This window comes from Thalassotalea sp. PP2-459, assembly GCF_001913705.1.
In the GTDB taxonomy this organism is placed as follows: Bacteria; Pseudomonadota; Gammaproteobacteria; order Enterobacterales; family Alteromonadaceae; genus Thalassotalea_C; species Thalassotalea_C hakodatensis.
This window is the reverse complement of record NZ_MKQD01000012.1, coordinates 13,913-39,081: the sequence shown is the minus strand read 5'-3', so window position 1 is coordinate 39,081 and position 25,169 is coordinate 13,913. Positions and strand designations below refer to the sequence as shown.

Here is a 25,169-nt window from a genome sequence, read left to right as displayed (position 1 = left end):
ATATGTCACGCTTTTTTATCGACAGACCTATTTTTGCATGGGTACTTGCTATTGTGGTTATGCTTGCAGGTATTTTAGCCATTAAAAGTCTACCCATTGCACAATATCCATCGATTGCACCCCCAGCGATTAGCATACAAGCTATTTACCCAGGTGCATCAGCACGTACTCTAGAAGATACAGTAACGCAAGTTATTGAACAAAAGATGAAGGGCTTAGATGGTTTGCTATATATGTCATCAACGTCAGAGTCTAATGGTGCAGCAACACTTACCTTAACGTTTGATGCAGATACTGATCCAGATATTGCACAAGTTCAAGTGCAAAATAAGTTGTCGTTAGCAACACCTTTATTACCTGAGGAAGTACAACGGCAAGGTGTGACGGTTGCAAAATCAGCACGAAATTTCTTAATGGTGTTAGGTTTTGTATCTAAAGACGGCAGTATGAATAATATCGACATAGGCGACTATGTTGCATCCAATGTACAAGATATTATTTCACGCGTTAATGGTGTGGGTGAAGTTCAATTATTTGGCTCTCAGTATGCAATGCGTATTTGGCTTAAACCTGAAATGCTGCATAAATATCAATTGACACCAGGGGATATTAGCGCTGCAATTCAAGCGCAAAATGCGCAAGTATCGGCAGGGCAGTTAGGCGCGTTGCCTGCGGTTTCTGGACAACAGCTAAATGCAACTGTTACGGCGCAAAGCCGGTTACAAACCCCAGAACAGTTTCGTGATATTTTTGTTAAAACCAACACAGATGGTTCAGTGGTTCGTTTATCAGATGTAGCAACCGTGGAGCTTGGCGGTGAAAACTACGGTGTAGTGGCTCGTTTTAACGGTAACCCTGCTACAGGTTTAGGTATAAAACTTGCCAGTGGTGCCAATGCACTTGATACCGCCCAAGGGGTTAAAGATGCGTTGAACGAGTTAGCACCTTTTTTCCCAGAAGGGTTAGAAAGTGTCATTCCATATGACACCACGCCTTTTGTGTCATTATCGATCGAAAAAGTTGTGAGTACGCTGATTGAAGCGGTGGTCTTAGTTTTTCTAGTCATGTATCTTTTTCTACAAAACTTTCGTGCGACATTGATCCCGACAATTGCGGTGCCCGTGGTATTGTTAGGTACCTTTGCTATCTTGCAAGTCTTTGGCTATTCCATAAATACGCTAACCATGTTTGCCATGGTGCTTGCTATTGGTTTATTAGTTGATGATGCAATTGTTGTGGTAGAAAACGTAGAACGAGTGATGACAGAAGAAAAATTGTCACCTCTTGAAGCTACACGAAAGTCAATGGATGAAATTAAAGGGGCATTGGTTGGCATTGCCATGGTCCTATCTGCGGTGTTCATTCCTATGGCCTTTTTTGCTGGTTCAACTGGGGTAATTTATCGACAGTTTTCTATTACATTAGTCACTGCTATGAGTTTGTCTGTGCTAGTGGCGTTAATTTTAACCCCTGCATTATGTGCAACTATGTTAAAACCTAGTCATGTGCATAATAACTCCTCTTTAATTGGTCGATTTTTTACTGGGTTTAATAGAGGTTTTGATAAAACAAATCACGGTGCGCAAGGTTTTGTAAGCCGAATGATCAAACAAAGTAAACGTTACCTATTATGCTACGGTTTAATTGTTGGTGGCATGATTTATATATTCTCGCAATTACCTTCAGCATTTTTACCGAATGAAGATCAAGGTATTTTGTTTAATCAAGTTAGTTTACCTGCTGGTGCAACGACCGAACAAACGCTAGCCGTGGTAGAAAAAATGGAGCGCCATTTCTTAGAAGATCAATCTGAAGCGGTTAATTCAATTTTTAGTGTTGCAGGGTTTAGTTTTGCTGGTTCAGGCCAAAATGCTGCTATTGGTTTTGTAAACCTTAAACACTGGGATGAACGTCAACGCCCTGACTTGTCTGTAGGTGCGGTGGCTGGAAAAGCCATGGGGTATTTTTCTACAATCAAAGAAGCATTTGTTTTTGCATTCCCCCCCCCTGCGGTTGTTGAATTAGGGACAGCTAATGGTTTTACTTTGTTTTTGCAAGATCGTGTTGGGTTAGGCCATGAAAAATTGCTAGACGCAAGAAATATGCTTTTAGGTATGGCAGCAAAAAGTCCAATTTTAGCTGGTGTTCGTCCGAATGGGTTAGAAGACAAACCTGAGTTACAACTTGATATTGATTTAGCGAAAGCTGAAGCGTTAGGCGTTAAGCAAGCTGATATTAATAATACCTTATCTACTGCGTGGGGTGGTCGTTATGTTAATGACTTTATTGATCGCGGACGTGTAAAAAAAGTGTATTTACAAGGTGTTGCTGAAGCGCGAATGGTGCCAGAAGATATCAATCAATGGTATGTGCGTAACGATGAAGGTAAAATGGTACCTTTCACTGCGATTGCACGCTCATATTGGACCTACGGCTCACCACGATTAGAGCGATATAACGGGCTTTCAGCGATGGAAATACAAGGCTCTGCAGCTCCTGGTTATAGTACTGGGCAAGCAATGGATGAAATGGAACGATTAGTTGAACAACTACCGCCTGGTATCGCTTTTGAGTGGACAGGTATTTCATATGAAGAACGTTTGAGCGGTGGGCAAGCTCCATTGTTATATGCATTATCATTATTAGTGGTGTTTTTATGTTTAGCGGCACTATATGAAAGTTGGTCTGTGCCGGCTGCGGTTATGTTAATTGTACCATTAGGTGTGTTTGGTGCAGCAGTAGCTGCGTTCACAGCTAATTTATCAAACGATATTTATTTGCAAGTAGGTTTATTGACAACTATTGGGTTAGCATCCAAAAATGCGATTCTCATTGTTGAATTTGCTATTCATAAAATGGATGAAGGTATGCCTCTTGTGGAGGCCGCTATTAATGCGGTTCGATTGCGTTTAAGGCCTATTTTGATGACATCTATGGCATTTATATGCGGTGTTTTACCATTAGCAATAGCTTCTAGTGCCGGGTCTGGAGCGCAAAATGCTTTAGGTATTTCTGTCATTGGAGGAACCTTAGCATCTTCAATTTTAGTCGTTATTTTTGTACCGATGTTCTTTGTATTGGTAAGAAGAGTATTTCCAGGAAAGCATGTTGCGTAGGCTGCATTGCAAAATTTAACTATAGGTTTGTGATTTAAGTGATGCAGAACAATATGCATCACTTAAGCACTTAAAAGTGTGGAGTGGTTATGACCGCAAAAACTAAAAAGCATGCTGATCCTGCGTTAGCTGAAACCAGACGAAATCAAGTGTTATGTGCGGCAGCTGAATGTTTTAAACGAAAGGGGTATCATGGCGCAGGTATGGCTGAAATTTCAAAAACAGCCGGTATGAGCGCGGGTCATATTTATAATTATTTCGCGAGTAAAGAAGCGATTATTGAGTCAATTATTCAACGAGATATGGAAGAAATGATCTCATTGTTTCAAGAATTTGGCGATAAGCCAGGCGATCTCATCGCGATCTTGGTTGACAGTTTAGATGAAGCCGTTGAACGTCATACTAATGCTGAGAAGAGTAAGGCTTTACATTTAGAAATGTTATCGGAAGCGGCGCGCAATGATAAAATTGCAAGTTTATTACAACAGTCAGATACACATGCAAGACACGAAATGCGTAAGCTACTCGTTGGAAGTAGAGGTGCGTTAAAAAAGGCAACTGAGCGTGAAGTAGATGCACGCATAGAGGTAATGTTTTCTATGATTGGTGGGTTATTGTTGCGCAGAGTACTAAATCCTTCAATTGATAAAAAAGGTATTTTGCTTGCGTTACGTCCTGCGATGAAAACGCTGTTATTGCCATTTGAGGAAAAATAACCGACAGGTTGCGGGTAAAGCTGAAAAAGCGTTAATTTACTATTTTATTGCGGGTTATCATCCATGCGGCACATTTGGCAAAACTGCTGTAAACAGGCTTTTATTTCTGTCACGTCAAAACTATCAACCGCTTGTTGAAGATCAGCATTAAAATGACGTAAAGCTTCGCTTTGGTAATGTTCGGCTGTTTGTTGCAGTTTTTGAGAAAATTGTGAAATTTCATTCAAATTATTATTCTGCATCAATTGCTGGCAACTAGTTAAATAGGTTACTTGTAAGTGCTGTAATAATGATTTGCTAAATACATTATCACTTGATTTTTCTTTATCGGCTGATAACTCTTGATAAGGTAAATGTGTCTTTAACTCATTGATTAACTCTTGCTTTAGTACTGGTTTTCTTAAATATCCGGTAAAGTTTTCTCGGCGCTGACGCTCATAATCATCACGCATGACGGAAGCCGTTAGAGCAATAATTGGCAGTTTAGGGTGTGATTTATTAATAATATTTGCTGCTTGATAGCCATCCATTTCAGGCATTCTGATATCCATAATAATCAAATCAAATGTTTGATGTTTTACAGCGTTGACCGCTTCTAAACCATTACAAGCTTCATGTGTTTCAATTGCTAATGTTTTGCATATTTCGATTAATAGATGACGATTGTCAGGAATATCATCTACGAGTAATATTTTTGCTTTATCGAATACAATAGATTTATCAGCGGCTTTAACCGATGTTGATTGTTGATTATTATCAATCGCGCAAATATCGACTTTCCTTAAATAAACTGAAAAACACGACCCTTTATTTACTTGGCTTTGCACAGATATTTTGCCATTCATTAGCTCAGTTAATCTTTTGCTAATGGTTAGTCCTAAACCGGTTCCGCCATATTTTCTAACGCTTTGTCCTTCTTGCTGTTGAAAACTTTCAAAAATATGCTCGACTGTATCGGCAGGTATGCCAATGCCTGTGTCTATAACGTCAATTCTTAAATCAACCGTGCTATGAATGCTGTTTTCATTCTCAGCTGTGGCGCGCAATGTAATGCTGCCTGTATCGGTGAATTTTACAGCATTGCCTACGAGGTTAAATAAAATTTGCCGAATGCGAGTGGCATCAAGTAACAACGAATGCGGAATTTTTTCATCAACCTCAAGCATAAAGTCTAAGCCTTTTTGGCGCACATTCATGGTAAACACTTGGCTGATGTCTTCAAAAATATTATGTGGGTTGCATACGTCTTTTGAGATGCTTAGTTTACCTGCTTCAATTTTTGAAAGGTCTAAAATATCGTTGATTAACAGTAACAATGAGCTGCCAGCAGACTTGATGGTTTTAACAAAGCCTTTTAATTTATTGTCTTGAATTTGCTCATAGAGAAGCTCAGTAAAGCCAATGATAGCGTTCATTGGGGTGCGAATTTCATGGCTCATATTAGCAAGGAACTCTGATTTAGCTTTATTGGCATTTTCGGCGTTAGTTTTTGCTTGTTCTAACTCTCGCTCCATAACAACACGTTCGTTCAGATTTACAATAATATATAACAGGGCGTGTTTGTGTTGATACCGAATGGGAATAACAGAAAGTAACCCCTCGATAGTGTTGTTTTTTAACGTTGATATTGTCACTTGCTCATCATGGACATTCTCAATGTCACCTTGATAAAATTGATGACTAGAGAAGGCTCCAAGGTTATCTTCATCAATATTTAATTCATCAATCGCATGGTTATTTGCCATTAATAAAACGTTACTTTGCCTGTCTGCAACAAAAACAATGACGGGAATATTATCGATGACAACAGATAAGTTTCTTTCACTTTGTTTTAGTGATTGCTGTGTTTTTGTGCGCAACAGTACTTCTTGTTGTAATCGTCTGTTCCAAAGAAAAATAATGATAACTATTAGGCTCGCAATAATGAGAACAAGAAAAATAAGTTGGTAATTAGTGCGAATAATTGGTTCTTTGTTTCCCCAGTTATCAACTATTTGTTGTTTTTTTGCCGTGCTGATGCTTTTTAATGCTTTATTAATAATAGGCACCAGTGGTGCTAATTCTTCTTGAATGGTAAAACGTAATGGTAAGTTGTAAGTAGTTTTGCCGACAACACGTAAGCCACTGTAACCTTGCTCTGCGATTAAATAGTTTACTTGGGCTAGCGATGCAATAAAAACATCTGTTTTACCTGATGACAAATCATCAAGCCCTTGTGCCGCGTTATCCACTAATTGAAAGTTTTTATCAGGAAATCGGTCGATTAAATCTTGTGTACTGAAGTAGTCATTAATCAGGGTGATGTGCTTATTTAATATTTGGGTGATGTTATCAATATATTTTTCTTCATTTTGCATCACGATGACAAAAGGACTACTGATAATACTGTCTGTAAAAAGTAAATGTTCAAGCGGCTTGTAAGTATTAGCGGCGGTACCAATATCTGCCTTTTTTGTTAAGAGGAAGGTTTTACTTTCTTGCCAGCTTTCGGAGGGCAGCCGTTTAAATTTGATATTAAGTAATTCTTCGATAATTGAAAGGTAATCAGGCACTATACCGATATGTTGCTGGTGTTCATTGATAGATTCAAACGGCATCCAGTTAGGATCTATCGCTAGACTTAATGTTTTATGATCACGCAACCATTGTTTTTCTTCAAGCGTAAGTGTTAATGAAGATAGCTTTTGTAATCTTGAGTTATTTGTAGTACTTAATGACCACTTATTAAGAAGCTTATTTTGTTCATCATTTGTTATTGAGGCTAGGGCTTTGTTGATTATGGAAATTAACGGACCGTTTTGTTTTGTTGTTGCCATTTTTAACGGCGTAGATTGCGTGCCCGCGATTGGTCTTTGTGCAATAAAGTTAACAATGCCATTGTTGGTAATATGATATTGAATCGCGCTATAACCATCATAAACTAAGTCTGCTTTATTTTCTTGAACGTCTTGTATTGCTTCTCGTAATGTCTCTTTATGAACGATCGTTAATTTTGGGTATTGTTTTTTGATTATCGAACTCGCTGCATGATCTTTCACTATTGCGACTGTCAGGCCTGCTAACGTGTTATTTTTCCGTATGTCTAACGATTTTTTTGAGAAAAAGTAATCGAGAGATTTGTAATACTCATCTGAAAAAATGAAATCTTCATCACGCTTGGGGGTTTGATAAATGGCTGGTAGTAAGTGTGCGTTGCCCTGTTTTGTATTACGTAATGCCTCTGTCCATGGGTAACTTATTGTTGAAAATTGCAAGCCAGTACGTTGAGTGATCAGGGTTAATAAATCATGGGCAAAGCCAACAGGTTTACCTTGTTCTGTGTAATCAATAGGAGGAAAACTGAAATTACCTGCAACATTTACCGTTGGATTTTCAGCCAACCATTGTTGCTCTTCAGTGGTTAACGGTATTTTTAGAACAGTATCCGTAGGCGGTGAAAACCAAGTAAGCTGTATTTGCCGATGTTGCTCAACGGTAATGGCATCTAGCCCTTTTTGAATGATGCTAGCAAGCTCAGGGTGGTCTTTATGTGAGACAATATGGATCGGATTTTTTCCTATATGCCGTGTAGACTTAAATGGCACAATAGTATTTATTCCTTCTTTTTCTAAGGTGTAAATTAAAGCGCCGTATGTGTCATATAACATATCCGCTTCATTTTCTAAAACCGCGTCAATGGCATCACCGAAGGTGTTTACTTCAACAATCTTAATGTGAGGGAAGTGTGTTTTTATTATTTTTTGATGTGCATAACCTTTAGGTAGTGCTACACGTTTACCGTTGAGGTCTGATAAGTCATATACTTCTAAATCTTTTCTAATAAAAAAATAATCTAATGCAAAAAAATAAGGCTTTGAAAAATTTAGAAATAACTCTCTTTCTTTGGTTTTATAAACAGACCCTAAAATATGAACATCACCCGATTGAATTAGAGCTAAGTTGGTATGCCACGGGTTTATTTCTACGTTAAAATTAAGCCCTGTGTATTGAGCAACGAGATCAAGGTAGTCTTTGGCAATACCATGCCATTGTCCTTGAACATCACTAAAGTTGAACGGGGTCCAATCTGGAGTTCCACCAACAACGACTACTGGGTTGTTGATTAACCATTGTTTTTCAGCCTCGGATAAAGAAACCTTAGTCGTGATCTGTTGATTACTTTCAGCACTTACTTGAGTGAGTGAAACTGAAAAAAATACAACGATAATCAGCAGTTTTATAGCGCGAAATAGCATAATGTTAGTGCATTATTTCAAGAAATTCAGGTAAGTGTTCAACAAAAATATCCACTAACATGGGGTCAAAATGCACCCCTTTATTGTCTTTTATATAGTTTACGGCATCCTCAACGGTCCAGGCATTCTTGTATTGACGTTTATGCGTTAAAGCATCAAATACATCAGCAAGTGCGACTATGCGACCATAAATATGAATTTGCTCTCCTGATAATCCTCTTGGGTAGCCAGAACCATCCCATTTTTCATGGTGATCACGAGCAATGATTGCGGCGGCTGTTGTTAAACGTCGTTTTGAGTTTTTCAATAATTCATACCCTTTTTCAGCATGGGTTTTCATTATCGTCATTTCATCAGTGGTTAACTTACCTGGTTTATGTAAAATGTCTTTAGGAATGGCTATTTTACCAATATCATGCATTGGTGATGCAAGAAATACTGTATTTACGTCTGTGTCACTAAGGTAGCTCACATGTTGAGCGAGCAATCGACAAGTTTCAGCAACGCGGCGAATATGTTGTCCGGTTTCATCAGAAGTTGACTCCATGACTTCCATTAAAATGTAAATCATTTCACACTGGTGTTCTTCAATTTCAAGTACGAGTCGTTCCGCTTGTAATTTAGCTTTGTTGGCAACCTCTTCTGAGTGTTTCTGTAATGCTTTTCGCGCAGTGGACAGTTCTACATGTGTTTTTACCCGTGAAAGTAGTTCATTTGCATGAAACGGCTTAGTTATATAATCAACACCACCAACTTCAAAACCTGTTGAGATGGCATCAACATCAGCTTTAGCTGTTAAGAATATCACCGGTATATCTTTTTTATTTGGTTGGCTTTTGATTGCTTTACAAACATCAAAGCCATTAACATGTGGCATCATAATGTCTAAAAGAACCAAATCAAAATCGGTGTGTTGTATTAAGTTAAGTGCTTCTTGCCCGTCCAGGGCGAAAGAGAAAGTGTAGCTTTCCTCTTTGAGTACATTCATGGCAACTTGAATGTTGTCTGATACATCATCAACGATCAGAATGTGTATATCGCGTCCACTTTTCACCAACAACTCCTTTACTACGATTGTCCATGTACAATATCAAGCCGCAAGGTGCCATAACATTGGGCTGGTGGTCATTCCATCACAACCAAGCACTTTAAAGACTGTTAACAGATTACTTTTTTTTGAGTAAAAGTCTAGTATTGATTTAACGATAAGTTAATTGCACTATTTTGGTGAAAAATTATGTTGTTAATAACCAGATAGTATTGTGATAGGTTGACTCTATAAGGGAGGATACCGCAAAACTGTCATTCAGGTAGAGAGTTTCGCGGTGTTTTAAATTAAGCTAGTTTGAGCATTAAGCAAATTCTAAATCATTATTTTGCGTATAAGTACTTTTTGCGCTGCTTTTAGCAAAACCGTGATGCATCTTACTTTTCATGACAGAGGCTGTGTATTTTTGCCATAGCGTTGCTAAATATAATGTCGCAGGTTCTGAAGATGATATTTGTTCGATAAACAGTTGTTCGTCTGCGTTTTCCGGCGTTAAAGTGCCATTAGCTAATGCGGAAAGCGTATGTCCGTAAATGAGTAATTCTTCTGATTCTCGTTTGTTAAAAAATCCACTGCGAGAAATACCATGTGTAAACACATGATCGCCATAAAATGGTACTTTACCTTTTCTAATCGTGGTATTCATAAATACTCCTTCATTGTCACAATGACAAAGAGTTATTGTGACTCAATTAGTGGTGTTTCTAGTGATATTAACGAAAGTTAAGTGCCTTAAGTTATATAACACTGCTATACGTTGATACGGTGATTACTGGTTAGGTGAAATGTATGTAAAAAAGTGATTATTTAAAAACAAAAAATATTTGTCGTGAAGACAAGATTTATTTACATTGCAATAGTACCGCTAACATTGGACGCATTCATGGACATTCGTGTATTTAAAACCTTCATTTCAGTGGCTGAAAATAAACATTTTGGCCGAGCAGCAGAAAACTTATATATTACACAAGCCGCGGTAAGTGCGAGAATTAAACAATTAGAGGAGTTTTATGGCACAAGGCTGTTGATCAGAGATAAAAATAATTTAAGGCTTACACAATCTGGCGAAGTGCTTTTGTCTCACGCGCAATTAATGGTACAGCAAATGGCGCAATCAAAGGTGGCACTATCAATTGCTGATCAGCAAAAAGTTGCATTTAATGTTGCGGCAACACCTAATGTGTGGGATGCGTTTTTTAGTTCACGAATCCTTGATGCATTAGCACTATTTGAGCATGTTTCGCTGAGTACCGAAATTTCTGTCCGAGAAGCGATACAACGTAAGATTGACGAACATACAGTAGATGTAGGTTTGCTGACAGATCCAATTAAAGATGATGATTTCATCAATGAACTAATTGGTTATTTTGACTTATCCTTTGTGGGAAGCAGCAGTAGTTTTGATCCAGAAGCTGATGATTATATTTACGTGGACTGGGGCATTACTTTCAATAAAGAACATGCATTACATCATAAGTTTATTCCTAAATTTAAAACATCAACGGCGATGATGGCATTGGAAGTAATGTTATCTAAAGGGGGATTTGGTTATTTACCAACAGAGTTAACCGTTGAGTTTGTAAAAGACGAGCGTTTATTTGAAATACCGTCGCCTCTTCAGATAACAAGACCGATTTACATGGTGTATAAAAAAAACCATTACCACCAACAGCTTATTGATGACTGGAAAACATTGTTTACCCAAACAAGAACAGATGCTTTACGTAATCGGTCGTGCTAGAAGAACATTATCTTCAGCATTATAGCCTGTGGTTATTTTCTTGTTGTACCAATAAAAACAAGCTAAAGCGTTTAGGCTCGCATCTAGCAAGTGCCAGAAAAATAAACACGAAAAATCAACAGACCCTAATATGCGGTGCGATAGCCTTCGATATTGCTGCGGTAAAATCACGTGTATGATGAATACCTAATGCATGTAAACGCGTGTCTTTTAGCGCACAATTAAACGGCCTGCTTGCTGTTTCTGATGGCGCAGATAAAGGGGTTAATGTTTTATCATCTAGAGAAAACTGTGTTTTGATTATTTCAGCAATATTAAATTTGGTTAATTTTGTGGTATCACTAACATGAAATATTCCATGACATTGCGATGAAGCTAGGGCAATTAAATCGCTAATCGTAAGTGCAATATCTTGAACGTGCGTTGGATAACGAATGGCCCAGTGGTCATGTTCAGTTTCTGATGATGCTATAACTTGCTCGGCAATCACTGTAATAGCTGACTCGGCTAACGTTTGCACTTCGCCGTATAAAACAGGTACGCGAATAATTGTGTGTTGTTCACTTACTGATAAAACGGCTTTTTCTGCTTGGTGTTTACTTTGGCCATAAAAGTTAAGTGGACGAGGCGTGGCATTTTCTTGGTAAGGGGCATGATCACCATCAAAGACATAATCAGTACTGATAAAAATAAAGCGAATATTATGCTGTAAACAACACTCGGCTAAATGTTGAGATACTGCAACGTTTAAGTTTAAGGTTGCCTCATGATTTGTTTCGCATACATCAGGCTTACGTTCTGCCGCCGCATGAATAATAACGTTTGGTTGGTGAGTTTCGATAAAGTTGGCAACCGCTTGTTGATCTTGTAAATCGAGTGAAGCTATTGGCGGTTTAGCACGAGAAAACCCAGTAGCGATAATGTCGTGATGTTCAGATAAAGTATTAACAAGTTCTCGGCCCAGTAAGCCTGTTGCACCTGTGATCATAATTTTCGTCATAACAAGAGTTTACCTTGATGATTTAAGGTGTTTCATTATAACAATGATATGAGATTAAACCACCCTAACCAAATACTGCTACCACTTGTTTTGATATGGCGAGTAATTGACCGTTTTCATGCCAAAATTTTGCTTGTTCATGTCCATAACCATTTCGAATATGGTGCGCTTCTGTTTGACTAGCCACCCATTGATTACCCTGAAGTATTAACTCTGGATTTATAAATTCTACATTCCAACTCATGGTGCTTGCAGGAACAGGTAAACGGATCATTTGTAACATAGTGGGTGGAAGGGCATCCATTAATGCAATCAAATGTGCAATTTTCATTTGCTTGGGTGCTGTCGAAAACTTTGTCCAGCCATGTAAAACAGGATCTTGGCTTTTGGTTACCGATAAATCACCTTTATGAAAGGTATAATCAAAGTGTTGAACAAATTTAGGCACAACTTTGGGAATAAGAGGAATAAATTTAGGCTTTTTCGGTGCTGGCATGTTGTGGCGATCGGTCGCCACTTGCAGTATCGCAGAGTCACGGTCGACTCCGAAGCATACCTGAGACATTACACCGACCTGGCCATTTTGGCTTACTTTTGCAACGATTTGAGTGACATTTTTCCCTGAGCGTAAAATTTCTGCGCTAATGTGAACGGGTTGTTCAGGCATTAATGGACCAATAAAATTACAATGGAAAGAGCGGACTAATCTATCATCGTCAATAAGGTTCTCAGCTGCTTGGTAGCTCAATGCGGCTGAAAGGCCGCCATAAATGGTACGTCCTTGAGACCAATTTTTAGGAACGGTGATTTCATATTGTGCCTGTTGTGTGTCAAAAGGTTTAAACAGCTGTTCAATTAACATATGTATGGATTATACTCTTCTGGTCAGATGAGTTGAGTGTAATGCAAAAGTTGATGCTTTTAAAGCTGAATGACGTTGAAACTAGTCAGCAATTACATCAGGAAAGAAGTGATCATACACCAAAGACCAAAATGTTGTTGAAAGTTTATTAATGCTGTTACTTTCAGCATTCATTAACATCGCAAAGCCAAGGTCGAGCTCAGGAGAGTATGCGATGTCAGCCCTGAAGCCAGACACCCAACCTGAATGATATATAAGCTTTATATGATCAAATTGGTATATGCGCCAACCATAACCATAGTGAGCATCTTCAAGGTGCTCTCGCCAATAAAGGCGTCGTAAATCTTTCTTTGTTTTGATTCGTGGGGTAGTCACTTTAGTGATAATCGAATCAGGTAGTACGTCAGGCGCATGGCCTAAATTGGCTATTAACCATTGCGACATATCAGAAATACTGGCGTTAACACCCGCTGCTGTAGCAACTTTGTAATAATCGGGTGTTACTTTTACTGTGCGCCAAATGTTTCGTTTTATTCTTTTGCCACGACGGTCATATTTATTGGTGTTTACACGCTTTCTTAAAACATGTGGTTTTGCCGTATTCGATTCTGTACGGTAGACATCAATACCCACAGAAGCATTTTCCATCGCTAGTGGTTCGAAAATACGCTGACTTAATAACTTTTTATAAGAAGTGTTAGTGGTAGATTCGATCACTGGTTGCAGCATGCCATAAGCAATATTTTGATAACCGTAACACTTCTCTGGCTCACAGATAGGAGTTACGCGATCGAAGCGACCGATAATTTTTTCGATACTCCAATTTTCATGAAGTAGGTTGTCATAAGCGTTAGGCATTAGACCGGTTGAATGGCTAAGTATATGATGCAGAGTGATTTTATCAGCAGCTTCTGGCGTCGCTAAGCTAAAGTGCGGAACATACTTGGTTACTGGGTCAGTTAAGCTTAGCTTTTGTTCGTCGGCAAGCATATTAACCAATGTAGCGGCAAAAGGTTTTGACACAGATGCAAGGCGAAAGACTGTGTTAGGCGTTATTTTTTGTGATTTTTTTTTGTCTGTAAAGCCAAAGGTTTCAGTAACAATAACGTTGTTACCTTTTACAACAGTATAAGCAGCACCAGGCACACTCTGTTGCGTTAACTCTTTTTTTACTATGCTATAAAAATGTTGATTCAGTGACTGTAACCCACTCGCGAATAGGTCGGGCGATGAAAAAATAAGTAAAATGACCGTGAACGTTTTAAACCACATAGCACTATTTTTTAGTTGAAAAGCGCTGCATGATACCGAAAGTTATTCAAAATAAAAAGGCGACTTGTATATTTGGTGTTGCAATATGTTTCAAAATTGTTAAATGTATTTTTCAGTGTTAATGGCAGGTGAGGTGGTAAGTCATTGATGATGCTGATATAGGTCGAAATGTCAGTTTATTGTGAAAGAGCGTTATTGAAAATGTATTCAATAACGCTCAAGTCTAGTTAAATACCTTGAGTATAATAATGATTAACCCGTATTTCGTAAGCCCGTAGCAATACCTGCCATGGTCACGGTTAACACTTGTTCATTTTTTATTTTGTCAGGTGATTGTCGTAAGCGTGATAACACTTCAATTTGCATCAAATGAAGCGGTAATAAATATGGCTGACGGAGTTTGAATGAATTCAAATTCCATGGGTCAGATTCCATGATGTGTTCTTGCGACAATAATGATAAAACTGTTTGTTTATCTTTGGCTAACTGAGATCTTAACGTTTCACCAATATTTTGCAATTCAGGTTCGACAAGTGCTTTATCATATAACGCTGAAATTTGAGGCTCGGATTTTAAATACACCATTTCAATCAGTGATAACCGAGCTCTGAAATAACGCCATTCGGTTAACATGGTTTGAATGGTTTTTGCGTCTTTTTCATTTGCATTGGCGAGTGTTTGACCTAAACCTAGCCAACTTGGCAACACTAGTCGGTTTTGGCTCCAGGCAAAGATCCAGGGGATCGCTCTGAGTGAGTCAATGCCGCCGTCGACCTTTCTTTTGCTTGGCCGAGAGCCTAATGGCAGTGATGCAAGTTCTTGCTCAGGAGTCGCTTGTCGAAAATAACGTACAAAATCAGGTTCTTCTTGTACATAGTGACGATAAATATCACAACTTTCAGTAGCAAGTTTTCCCATCAATTCGCGCCATTCATCACTTGGTGTTAATGGAGGAGTGATTAAACTATCAAGTATTGCGCTGGCATATAAATGAAGGCTTCTGACAGCGAGACTAGGTAAGCCAAATTTATAGCGAATTGTTTCACCTTGTTCGGTAACTCGTAAGCCACCATCTAAGGTGCCAGGTGGTTGTGATGCAATAGCGGCATGTGCTGGACCACCACCGCGACCGATGGTACCACCACGACCATGAAATAACTTAAGCACAGTATCATGGCTCTTGAATACATTTACCAACGCTTCTTGAGAGTGGTATTGACCCCATGCAGCTGCCAATACACCAGCATCTTTAGCTGAATCACTATAACCTATCATAACAAAGTGTTTGTTATCACAGCGACTTTTGTATGCATCTATTGTTAATAATTCATCCATAACTTTAGGCGCATTATTCAAATCATCCAACGTTTCAAATAAAGGAGCAATCGGCATTTGCCAAGAAACATTCGCTGTTTTTAAAAAGAGGTTCACTAATAAAACGTCGCTGACTTTACTTGCCATTGAAATGATATAAATACCCATCACTTCTCGTGGTTGTTTGGCAATAAAGTCAAAGGTGTCGAGTACTTCCTGTGTTTCTTGGCTCCACGCCTTATTGGGGATCAAAGGTCTTGGGTTATTAATTTCAGTCAACAAAAAGTGAATTTTTTCTTCTTCAGACCATTGAAGATAATCACCCAAACCTAATGACGTTAGAATTTCTGCTAATGCCGTATCATGACGCTCACTGTGTTGTCTGACATCAAGTTTTACTAATGAAATGCCAAAGCATTGTACTTTTCGCATTAAATCGATGATATGTGAGTTAGCAATTCGTGTTAAGCCAACAGCTAATAGGCTGTCTCGGCATTGCTTTAACGGCAAATATAATTCATTAGAACTTGCGATTGCACCATCAGTGTTGTTTGCCTCTAATAACGACACTGTGTGTTGTAATTTCTCAATAACAGGCTTTAAAGCTTGTCGATATGGACCCAAGTCGTTGACATCATTTTCAACTAAGTCAGGGGTTGCTTTACCCATCGACAGTTCTAAATACAAGGTTTCGAAATCTTGTAGGTATAATTGAGCAGCCATTAACCTTGCTTGTAAAATAGCTTGTTCACTTAATTTGGCAGTGACAAAAGGGTTGCCGTCTCGATCGCCTGCCATCCAACTAGCCATCGTTAATGGTACGCATGTTTCAGGAAGTGGCTTGCCTATTTTTTCTTGGCTAAATTGATCAAGCTCTCGAACAAAATCAGGCACTGCATGCCATAAGCTATCACTAATAGTGTTTAGCCCCCAACGAGATTCATCTAAAGGAGAAGGGCGATTGTTGCGTATTTCTTGGGTATGCCAAGCTTGTTCTATCAGCTCATTAATGCGATCACCGAGTTCACTATCATTATTATCGAGTGCTTGGGCAATTTCATGATATTTATGGATGAAAGTACGGCGATTAACTTCGGTTGGATGAGCTGTTAACACCAACTCAATTTCTAATTGTGAAATTGCTTTTTCGATAATATGTGCCGGTTTATCGTTTAACTTTTCTTTTAAATCATCGAGTGGGTGGGGTAAATCGAGTTCAGCCAACCCTTTTTCACTTGCTGTATATTGCTGTTCTGCAATGTTGGCTAAATTTAAAAATTGACTAAATGCTCTGGCGTGGACAATAAGTTCATCAGCATCATAAGCTCTGATTTTATCTTGAAGTGCTGTTAAGGCTTCTTCATTGCCGTTAGAGACTTCTTTTGATAAATGACGAATGGCTTCTATGTCATCGACCCATTTTTGACCTTTGTCGTTGGCGATGGTTTGGCCAAGAGCTTCGCCTAATTTTCGAACGTTGTTGGAAATTGTTTCTAGCATAATAGCACCTAAATGTAATTTTATTACGACAAATTGTTTTTGTCTACTTTACGCAAAAATCCTGATTATTCCAATAAAATAATGAGAGGTGTCGATTTATTTAATACTTTTATATAAAAGAAAATACTAAAAATGGTGTTTAATTACGTCATTTTTCGCTATGAACGGTTAACTAGCCTGTTATTAGTTGCTCAAAGTATAAACAAGGTTGATCTAACAATAGACTATTTTTTAAGTGGTATTGTATGAAGCGTCAGTAAAAAACGATTTTTTACTAGGTAACGAAGGGAGGATTTGTGGCTTTATTGTATTGAGAAAGAAGCCATTGGTTGCGTAACTAAATAATCACGTGGTTAATGAACGAGATTAACCACGTGAACACTGCAATAGTCAGGCAGACTATCGTTTAACTCTATGCAGCAATAGTAACGCAATACTAAATAAGGCAATGCTTGCAGGTGTTGGTACTGATGTTACATCAAAGGTAACTGCCATGCCTTGGAGTTGTTCTAACATTGTATTATCAAAGCTAAGCACTTCAACCCCGTTAAGTAATGATAAGGTTTGTTGACCAGCACCCATCGCTGTAAATGCGATAGTAGCAAGTACGAATTCATTACCTTGGTTTGCTATGATGGTTGGTTCATCAGCAAATATATAAGCGTAGTCTTCAAGATAAAGTGAACCTGAAATACTATCATCGGCATAAGAGAAACTACCGAAACCGTCATCAAAACCTTGACCAAACTGCCAGCTAGTTAACGCTAACCCATTGTCATCAAAACTTACTTCACCTGCGAAACCACCTAAGGTATAGGGAAAGTTTTTAGCGACAATAGTTGCTGTTACCGTGTCACCTTCTTGATACGATGCTTGATCTACTTTGAGTTCTAGCAGTGTCGCTTGGCAATTTAACGTGAAAAACGTAAGTAAACTGATAAATAATGATTTCATAATATATTCCTTGGATTATTGGGTAATTGCACAGCGGGCTTGATCACATAATGCCATCATGCTGCGGATGTCTCGTCTATCAACGATACCGTCTTGATTAAAGTCGTAATCTAGCGATAAATTATTTTGTTGGCGCAGCATTAAATTAAAGGCTGCAATGTCACGGCTATCAACGTATTGGTTACCGTCAATATCAGCAGGATTATGTACTATAGCTACGCATTCACCATTGCCTGCGATAATACAATCTAACCATTCGTTAAATTGTGCATCAAAGTTGACGCCCCATGCCGTTATAATATCTTGGTAAGGTGTATAACTTGGTAGCTCTGGTTGTTCAACATTCGGTTGGCCACATGTCCAAACCCAGCTGCCACTTGCCCACTCACTATCGTCATATGCCCAGTACCAATTATTTTCGATGGCTTCTGTTTTTGTTTTCCAACTCCAATCGAATGAGCACTCTGCTTCAGAAACCACATATTTTGCTGCACGAAGCGTAGGTAATAATGTGTTATCGATTTCGGTACGGTTTTTCTCCATCATAAAGCGTGTTGCTAAATAGCCCCAATGATAAATTCTCTCTGTATTACCATTAGCATAAGTGGTTTGAAATAGTTCACTTAACGCATAAGTTTTATTAGCCGCAGCAGCTAATGCATTACTGTTATTATTTGGTTGAGAAAGATATTCAGCTAACCCTTCACTCCACCAAACACTGTTATCTGGTTGATCTGAAAAGCTACCCCATAGGTTGAACCGCCCATCTAGATAATGTACATATTCATGTTGTAAATTCCACACTTGGAACGTCGGCAACCAAGTCGCTTGGTGTGCAATAAAGCGGGCTTGATTACCTGGTGTAGCAGGATTACCTTCTAAATACATGCCACCATTGTCGGTATCAATGCCGAAGAAATTTCCTGCGTAGTTGTCATAATCAGTGTACGAACTAAAAATAACGACTTCTAGGTCAGTATTATGATCGTTAGCTACTGGCGTATCTTTAGCTGTTTGAAACATTTGATGAAAAGCGGTTTCTTGTTCAGCAAGCTGTAAACAAATTTGATCACGATTACTTTCATTGATGGGTTCTTGATAGCGTAATTTTAACGTTGTACTGCAGGTATGGCTGCCCGATAAAACGGCTGCTTCTAAATCGAAACTACAAGCGTCACCATATAGATCACAATTTTCTGAATCATAAGCCATCACAGCTGTTTGAGCTTTTAACCAGCCTGTACTGCCATCACCCTGGTAATCGTAATTATTCAGTATAGTAATAATGGTTGGTCTAATAGTGTCAGCAATTATGCCACCAAACTTTAAAAAGCGAGCGAGTTCATTAACACTATCACCCCATTGATATTCTCGTGTGTGACCAACGAGCCATTGGCCTTCATTTAATACAAATGAAGATAAATTTGTCAGTAATTCTGGTTGATCTTTTACCAATTGTTCCAATGCACTAGCATCTTCACTTGAGGCATTAAATAAGTGTGTCAAGATCTGGGTAACGCCATTTTCTTCATAGTATACTCCCCAATCATCAGCCCGATTAACAGTTGAAGCATACCCAAGTAGACTTTCTGTTAATCGCACTAAGTACGGGAGGTTATTTGTGCCAGAGCTACGTAATAAAATAAGCATTTCATATCTAACCATGAAATCTCTGGTTGCTAAGCCATTGTAATTAAAAAAATTTTGCCCCGAAAAATATTGGTTAAATACGTTTGCTAATGAACTGGTAAATTGACCATCGAACACTCTATTAGTGCCCGATTCAGCCCAAAACATTGCACGTAAATAAATCACTAATTTTTCCAATTGTGCGGCTTTGGTTACATCTGTACCATCGTAACCATAAGACAGTAAATCTGACATCGCATCAGCAATTGTCTGTAAACTTTGATCTGAAAAGACTGAGGTGCCAACAAGGTTTGCGTCGAATAATCCATAAAGACACGAATTTAAATCACCGTTAATGACTGCATTTACTAATGCATCACCTGTTAAGGATTGTAATTCGTTTACACTGCTACAGCCGGTATTTAGTTTAGCTTTAATAGGCGTTTGCATAGAGCGTACTTGTGTGCTTGGCTTAGCTCGATAATGATCATTTAACGTCTGTTTTGACTGTAATAACTGTTCAAATTGCTTAGGCGATACTTGCCTTGGTGGGCTAATGTCTAGTTGTTTTCTTGCATGTGACTGTTTTGCTGCATGTGATGTTAGCAAAGGCTTTGCAGAAGCTTTCGAAAGTGATTTTGGTGTGATTTGGTCGCTAGCAAATGCTGTATAACCTAAACAGGTGCTAACAGCTAAACCAGCACAGAGTATCTGTTGTGGAATTTTCACGTTATTTCCTTCTTATTTCATCGTTATTATTATTTGTATATAAAATACACTCGTAAGTATATTGTATAAAATATAAATATCAATGATTTGTTAATAGCGTTAATTTATTGTTATGAGATATAGATATTAAAGGCAGGCATTATTTGTTACTCACTCAATTAAATGGGTAATCATAATTTGAATTTAAATTTTAGTTCTTGGCATGATTGATGCTTTTTCAAACAAAGTGATCGTTTTATTGACGCAAAACGTATTACACATTACTATTTAACTGATATTTGTAAAAGGCAAGTATGGTGAAACCCATATACGCAAAGCTTCCGACCTAAGGTAAAGACTATGGTAGCGGGGCTGCAGAGAATTGAGCTTACCCAATCCTTGTCTGTTGTAACCATTACATATTGACGTTAATAGTTTATGTAAATTATATACAAACGAGGATCATATCGTGAAAGACCAACTTTTTAATCTACAAAAAACGTTTAGCTTTGTGCTGTTCTTGGGTTTTAGCGGTATATCAACGGCTAATATCTACGACTTTTCAAATAAAGTAACGGGTTTTAATAGTGATAATGCACATTTTTCATTGTTAGGGCTTGCTAACAATAGTGTACTTGCACATGAAAATACTATGTTTACTATTCCCATTGATGACTTTAATCAGCATGGGAGAACATTTGAAGTGGTAAGTGATAATAATGCTGTTTCAGGTGTTGTTAATCAAAATGAATTGTTTGTATACGTCAATGAAGTTGATGAAGATGTAGCTGTTACTGTTCGTGTAGTTAATACGATGAATATAAGAGCGACCGAATTTTCGTTAACCATTAATGTAGTGAATAAACCGACGTTAGCAATTGATACTTATGCTGCACCGCAGTTTGTTTCTGCTGATCTTGGTGGTGTAATTGTTGGTGAAACCCAACAATGGCTGACGGGTTTTGTCGGCAATAGTTATATTGGAAGTTTTGAGCGTCGTACAGCGACAGTAAGCCCAATTAGCCCACAAGTTTCAACAGCGTATACGCGAAGAAATATGACAACTGGCTCATTTGCTAATAGAACCTCTTTTGAGCAATTGACGCCAATTCTGAATCAAACGAATTCATCGACACAAATGTTTTTTGCTAGTAATAATATTGCTGAATCATTTACTGAACAACTTGTAGGCTCCTCTGTACCTATGGATTTACTTTCTTTAGGTAAAGAAAGAGCAACCTTATTGGCTCAACAGTCTGTTGAGCGGTTATTTCGTCAAGGCAACTCTGACACTCAAGGTGGGGCAGGCGAAGGTGGCGATAATGTTGATGATATAGCGAACAATAATTTGTTCGAAGATATAACCGAAGGTGAAGAACATCAAGATACAACTCTAGATGATATGAACACAGGAAGTTCAAATCCTGTTCAAGGTGGCAATGGTGGTTCAACGTCTGATGATAACTTACCAAACGGTGATGAAATACCGTTAGACCAACAAAGTAACTTTACTAAAGCACCGCAGTTTTCAGATGATAGTAATCGTAAAATTTCACCATCATTGGTGCAAAACATTGAGCCGGTGAAAATACCAGAACCTAGTTCCTTTGTGTTGATGTTACTTGCTTTGGTTACCGGATTATTTATCTGGAATCGAAAAAGATTACATTAATTTTTATATTTAAACCTTTAAAGTGCCTCATGACTTACGCATGAGGCATTTTTGTATCTATTCCGCTCTTGCTAATTACGCCCTAGTAAGGGAAAGGATGAGTTTTTAGCCATTGCTCAATGCTTTTCATTATTTCTTCATCAAGCGTTAGTTCGAACGCAGCAATATTTTCCTCTAATTGTGCCATATTTGTAGCGCCAATAATCGTGGAAGTTACCCCTTTAACTTGGCTAACCCAGGCAAGCGCTAGTTGAGTTGGCGAAAGGTTTATTTGCTTAGCAATATCGCTGAGGCTTTGAACTGCGCTTTCAACGGCCGCAGTATCTCTAAACAATCCATGTCTTTGCATTAAGGTCCATCTACTACCTTTTGGTCTACTTCCGTTTAAGTATTTACCTGTTAGCGCGCCAGAAGCTAATGGTGACCAAGGTAAATAGGCAATATCTTCGTGGATACAGTTTTCGATTACATACGGCCAATCTTTGGTATGAAGTAAATTAAATTCATTTTGTACTGAAACAACTCGCGGTAAATTGTGCTGCTCGCTTAGTTTGACATATTGATTTATTCCCCAAGGTGTATCATTTGATAAACCGCAATAGCGAATTTTTCCTGCGGCAACACAGTCGGCTAACCCTTGCAGAATGTCATGCATTTTCTCAATTTCTTCAGTCGCGTTCACGTCAGTGTAATCAACCATATTTGGCCAATGTTTAGCAAAGTGAGGAGAGGTGTAATTCGGCCAATGTAACTGATATAGATCAATATGATCGGTGCTTAAGCGCTTAAGTGAATCATCAACTGCTTGAATAACCGTTTTCCGTGTTATCTCTGAGCCACCCCGTATGTATGAAAGTCCAGGGCCAGCGGCTTTTGTAGCAATGACTAAATTTTCTCGGCGTGAAGGATTAGCTTGTAAATAATGACCAATAATACGTTCAGTTTTACCATAAGTGTCAGCGGTAGGTGGTACTGCGTACATTTCGGCGGTGTCGATAAAATTCACTCCGTGATATTGCGCGTAGTCTAGTTGTTCATTGGCGTCTTGTTGTATATTTTGTTTACCCCATGTCATGGTACCTAAACAAACATTTGATACTTCTAATGAACTACTACCTAACCGAACATACTTCATAAAAACTCCTAAAACAATAATCTACATGATTAATCAAGGGTGGATAAATCACCACGAGTGACAGGGAAGCCAAGGTGCATCCAACCAAAAATACCTTCCCACAAAACGGCTGTTTTTGTAAAACCTTTATGTCGTAATTTATTGACTACATGATCAGCGGCAGCACGCGGGCATGAACAATAAGCAACAATTTGAACGTCTGTAGGGATGTCTGCAATCATAGCATCAAGATCTGCATAATAAGGTAATGGCACGGAACCTTTAATATGAGCCGTTTGCCATACCGAGGTTACACGAGTATCAAATAATACCATTTTCTGTTTTTTTTCTAAGGCTTTATATAGGTCTTCAGCCATCACATATTGATCATCTTTAAGCGTGAAATTTGGGTGTTCACCCTCAGGGTTTACCACATATTCTGCAGGCGTTGGTAGTTGTTTTAATACTGGCTTATTATCTTGCCAGCCACTGGCTTTGCTGCGTAAAAAAGCGGTAATATCGTTAATTGATTGCTCTGGTAAAATCCCTTGATAAGCTTTCATTGGGGTATTTTGCCTACCATGTCGAATAGCATAACGAATGAATTCATCGGTGTTGTGTGCTAGCGCTGAAGGATTTCCTAAAGCTGGAGCTGTTATACCTTCGCCGTTGATGCCATGACAAGTTGAACATTCTTTTTGATAGACTCGTTCGCCTTTTTTAATATCACCTTGCACAGGGTTCGTTGACAATTTAACCCGATCAACGCCTGATTTTTCGAATAACCAATAGGTTAAGTTCCATGTTTCTTCTAATGTCATAGGGCCACCAACCTCATCTAAATAGCCGCCCATTGGAGTGCCAGTTCGACCATATGACATTGGCCTTAAAATGGCATGAGGCACACCAGACTGAAATAGACTGGCGCTTTTTAATGAAGGTGCATGGTCGTTCACATGGCCTTGTCTGTCTTTACCGTGACATAAAGCACAATATTGAAGATAGTTTTTCTCTGCTATTTCAGCTTGTTTTTCTGTTAATTTTCTTGGTGGTTCAATGGTCTCATACTCTTGAGCAATAATAACCTTACTCAACATTGTAGAGAGGGTGAGAAGAAACAGTATTTGCTTATACATAACGTAGAAATCCTTTCGAGAGATAGCTTTAGTGTAACGCTCTATCCAATACAATATAAGTATAATTTATCGTAAACTCTCGGCGTTTAATCGAGAATAGATGTAACAAAACATAGTGAAAATTTCGATTAACATAAACTGAGGGATGAATAATACATGGCTTTCGGTATAATCTTGCCAACGCACGAATAATACAGATTAACCTATGCAAAACGAAACTCTCTACCCCATTGGCAAGCCCGGTATTAAATGGGGGCCAGCAGAAAAAGCCCAATGGCGTGAAAAACAACAAATAAAACGAAGTTATCAACAAGAAGTGGTCAGTAAAATAAACCAATTAACCGATCATTTTACCGTTAAACAGTACGGTGCCTTACCTTATAACGAAGAAGCTTATCCTTTGTTAGCGTTAGTTTCTAAAGCCTATACTAACAACAAACCAACGGTGCTGGTGACTGGTGGTGTTCACGGCTACGAAACAAGTGGTGTGCATGGTGCTTTATTGTTTGCAGAACAATTTGCCGAAAACTTTCATGAACAGGTCAACTTTATCATTGCGCCTTGTGTTAGTCCGTGGGGGTATGAAACGATTAATCGCTGGAACCCTTTAGCGATTGATCCAAACCGTTCTTTTTATCAACCAAGCCCTGCGCCAGAATCTGAAAAGTTAATGTCGTTCATTGATGAGTTAGGCGTTGAGCTACTAGCGCATTTTGATTTACACGAAACCACTGATACCGATAACTCAGAATTTAGACCTGCGCTTGCCGCGAGAGATGCAACGGTACATGATAATTGGAATATCCCTGACGGCTTTTACCTTGTTGCTAACACAGCTAAACCACAACCTGCTTTTCAAAAAGCGATAATAGATGCCGTTGCTAAAATAACGCATATTGCTCCCGCTGATGATGAAAATAGATTAATTGGCGAAACGATAGAACAGTTCGGAGTAATCAATTATGACGCTAGACCACTTGGTTTATGTATGGGCTTTAGTGACGCAAAATATGTAACCACAACAGAAGTTTACCCAGACAGCCCTAAGGTTGATACTGATAATTGTAATTTAGCACAAGCAACGGTGATTAATGCTGGTTTGGCATATATTCTCGCTAACAATAGTTATAATGATTAATAAAAGTTTGTTTA

The 25,169-nt window shown here is 38.5% G+C and carries 16 protein-coding genes and 1 riboswitch; of the genes, 5 read left to right on the top strand and 11 right to left on the bottom strand.

Annotated elements, in window-relative coordinates:
- Positions 1–2 precede the first annotated feature (2 nt).
- Both BI291_RS01295 and BI291_RS01290 read left to right on the top strand, forming a co-directional pair.
- On the top strand, positions 3–3,116 hold the full coding sequence (locus BI291_RS01295) for an efflux RND transporter permease subunit (protein ID WP_074495667.1): 3,114 nt from the start codon (positions 3–5) through the stop codon (positions 3,114–3,116).
- A gap of 89 nt (positions 3,117–3,205) precedes the next feature.
- Positions 3,206–3,832 (top strand): TetR/AcrR family transcriptional regulator, encoded by a 627-nt coding sequence (locus BI291_RS01290; RefSeq protein ID WP_074495666.1) that lies wholly within the window; start codon positions 3,206–3,208, stop codon positions 3,830–3,832.
- 44 nt (positions 3,833–3,876) lie between these two features.
- On the opposite strand, the gene BI291_RS01285 is transcribed toward BI291_RS01290, so the two are convergent.
- From BI291_RS01285 to maoP, 3 genes are all read right to left on the bottom strand, one after another.
- Entirely contained in the window at positions 3,877–8,067 is a 4,191-nt protein-coding gene (locus BI291_RS01285; protein WP_074495664.1) for a transporter substrate-binding domain-containing protein, read from the bottom strand.
- Between the two features lie 4 nt (positions 8,068–8,071).
- Positions 8,072–9,121 (bottom strand): HD domain-containing phosphohydrolase, encoded by a 1,050-nt coding sequence (locus tag BI291_RS01280; RefSeq protein ID WP_254849497.1) that lies wholly within the window; start codon positions 9,119–9,121, stop codon positions 8,072–8,074.
- Positions 9,122–9,419: 298 nt separating this feature from the next.
- Positions 9,420–9,761, bottom strand: coding sequence for a DUF413 domain-containing protein (gene maoP / locus BI291_RS01275; protein ID WP_074495659.1), 342 nt, complete (start codon positions 9,759–9,761; stop codon positions 9,420–9,422).
- A 237-nt stretch (positions 9,762–9,998) separates the two neighbouring features.
- On the opposite strand from maoP, the gene BI291_RS01270 reads away from it, so the two are divergent.
- On the top strand, positions 9,999–10,856 hold the full coding sequence (locus BI291_RS01270) for a LysR family transcriptional regulator (protein ID WP_074495657.1): 858 nt from the start codon (positions 9,999–10,001) through the stop codon (positions 10,854–10,856).
- A 115-nt stretch (positions 10,857–10,971) separates the two neighbouring features.
- On the opposite strand, the gene BI291_RS01265 is transcribed toward BI291_RS01270, so the two are convergent.
- The 6 genes from BI291_RS01265 to BI291_RS01240 form a co-directional block, all read right to left on the bottom strand.
- Positions 10,972–11,856 (bottom strand): SDR family oxidoreductase, encoded by an 885-nt coding sequence (locus tag BI291_RS01265; protein ID WP_074495654.1) that lies wholly within the window; start codon positions 11,854–11,856, stop codon positions 10,972–10,974.
- 64 nt (positions 11,857–11,920) lie between these two features.
- Positions 11,921–12,718 carry an acyl-CoA thioesterase II gene (locus BI291_RS01260; protein ID WP_074495652.1) on the bottom strand — a complete coding sequence of 266 codons (798 nt, stop codon included), beginning with the start codon at positions 12,716–12,718 and terminating at the stop codon, positions 11,921–11,923.
- Between the two features lie 81 nt (positions 12,719–12,799).
- Positions 12,800–13,990, bottom strand: a complete 1,191-nt coding sequence (locus tag BI291_RS01255) for a serine hydrolase (protein ID WP_074495650.1) — start codon at positions 13,988–13,990, stop codon at positions 12,800–12,802.
- A 252-nt stretch (positions 13,991–14,242) separates the two neighbouring features.
- Positions 14,243–16,804 carry a phosphoenolpyruvate carboxylase gene (gene ppc, locus BI291_RS01250; protein ID WP_074495647.1) on the bottom strand — a complete coding sequence of 854 codons (2,562 nt, stop codon included), beginning with the start codon at positions 16,802–16,804 and terminating at the stop codon, positions 14,243–14,245.
- A gap of 399 nt (positions 16,805–17,203) precedes the next feature.
- Positions 17,204–17,758, bottom strand: a complete 555-nt coding sequence (locus BI291_RS01245) for a cohesin domain-containing protein (protein WP_074495645.1) — start codon at positions 17,756–17,758, stop codon at positions 17,204–17,206.
- A 15-nt stretch (positions 17,759–17,773) separates the two neighbouring features.
- A complete protein-coding gene (locus BI291_RS01240) occupies positions 17,774–20,116 on the bottom strand; it encodes a collagenase (RefSeq protein ID WP_074495642.1) in 2,343 nt (780 codons plus the stop codon).
- Between the two features lie 276 nt (positions 20,117–20,392).
- A riboswitch (cyclic di-GMP riboswitch) is annotated at positions 20,393–20,475 on the top strand.
- A gap of 89 nt (positions 20,476–20,564) precedes the next feature.
- Here BI291_RS01240 and BI291_RS01235 point away from each other — a divergent pair.
- On the top strand, positions 20,565–21,767 hold the full coding sequence (locus BI291_RS01235; protein ID WP_074495640.1) for a PEP-CTERM sorting domain-containing protein: 1,203 nt from the start codon (positions 20,565–20,567) through the stop codon (positions 21,765–21,767).
- 82 nt (positions 21,768–21,849) lie between these two features.
- Here BI291_RS01235 and BI291_RS01230 read toward each other — a convergent pair whose 3' ends face one another.
- Positions 21,850–22,902, bottom strand: coding sequence for an aldo/keto reductase (locus BI291_RS01230; protein ID WP_074495637.1), 1,053 nt, complete (start codon positions 22,900–22,902; stop codon positions 21,850–21,852).
- A 29-nt stretch (positions 22,903–22,931) separates the two neighbouring features.
- Positions 22,932–24,017 carry a c-type cytochrome gene (locus BI291_RS01225; protein ID WP_074495630.1) on the bottom strand — a complete coding sequence of 362 codons (1,086 nt, stop codon included), beginning with the start codon at positions 24,015–24,017 and terminating at the stop codon, positions 22,932–22,934.
- A 205-nt stretch (positions 24,018–24,222) separates the two neighbouring features.
- On the opposite strand from BI291_RS01225, the gene BI291_RS01220 reads away from it, so the two are divergent.
- Positions 24,223–25,155 carry a M14 family metallocarboxypeptidase gene (locus BI291_RS01220; protein WP_074495629.1) on the top strand — a complete coding sequence of 311 codons (933 nt, stop codon included), beginning with the start codon at positions 24,223–24,225 and terminating at the stop codon, positions 25,153–25,155.
- Positions 25,156–25,169: the final 14 nt, after the last annotated feature.

Coding starts and splice junctions, on each gene's coding strand:
- BI291_RS01295 (WP_074495667.1), top strand. CDS start 3: ATGTCACGCTTTTTTATCGACAGACCTATTTTTGCATGGGTACTTGCT.
- BI291_RS01290 (WP_074495666.1), top strand. CDS start 3,206: ATGACCGCAAAAACTAAAAAGCATGCTGATCCTGCGTTAGCTGAAACC.
- BI291_RS01285 (WP_074495664.1), bottom strand. CDS start 8,067: ATGCTATTTCGCGCTATAAAACTGCTGATTATCGTTGTATTTTTTTCA.
- maoP (WP_074495659.1), bottom strand. CDS start 9,761: ATGAATACCACGATTAGAAAAGGTAAAGTACCATTTTATGGCGATCAT.
- BI291_RS01270 (WP_074495657.1), top strand. CDS start 9,999: ATGGACATTCGTGTATTTAAAACCTTCATTTCAGTGGCTGAAAATAAA.
- BI291_RS01265 (WP_074495654.1), bottom strand. CDS start 11,856: ATGACGAAAATTATGATCACAGGTGCAACAGGCTTACTGGGCCGAGAA.
- BI291_RS01260 (WP_074495652.1), bottom strand. CDS start 12,718: ATGTTAATTGAACAGCTGTTTAAACCTTTTGACACACAACAGGCACAA.
- BI291_RS01255 (WP_074495650.1), bottom strand. CDS start 13,990: ATGTGGTTTAAAACGTTCACGGTCATTTTACTTATTTTTTCATCGCCC.
- ppc (WP_074495647.1), bottom strand. CDS start 16,804: ATGCTAGAAACAATTTCCAACAACGTTCGAAAATTAGGCGAAGCTCTT.
- BI291_RS01245 (WP_074495645.1), bottom strand. CDS start 17,758: ATGAAATCATTATTTATCAGTTTACTTACGTTTTTCACGTTAAATTGC.
- BI291_RS01230 (WP_074495637.1), bottom strand. CDS start 22,902: ATGAAGTATGTTCGGTTAGGTAGTAGTTCATTAGAAGTATCAAATGTT.
- BI291_RS01225 (WP_074495630.1), bottom strand. CDS start 24,017: ATGTATAAGCAAATACTGTTTCTTCTCACCCTCTCTACAATGTTGAGT.
- BI291_RS01220 (WP_074495629.1), top strand. CDS start 24,223: ATGCAAAACGAAACTCTCTACCCCATTGGCAAGCCCGGTATTAAATGG.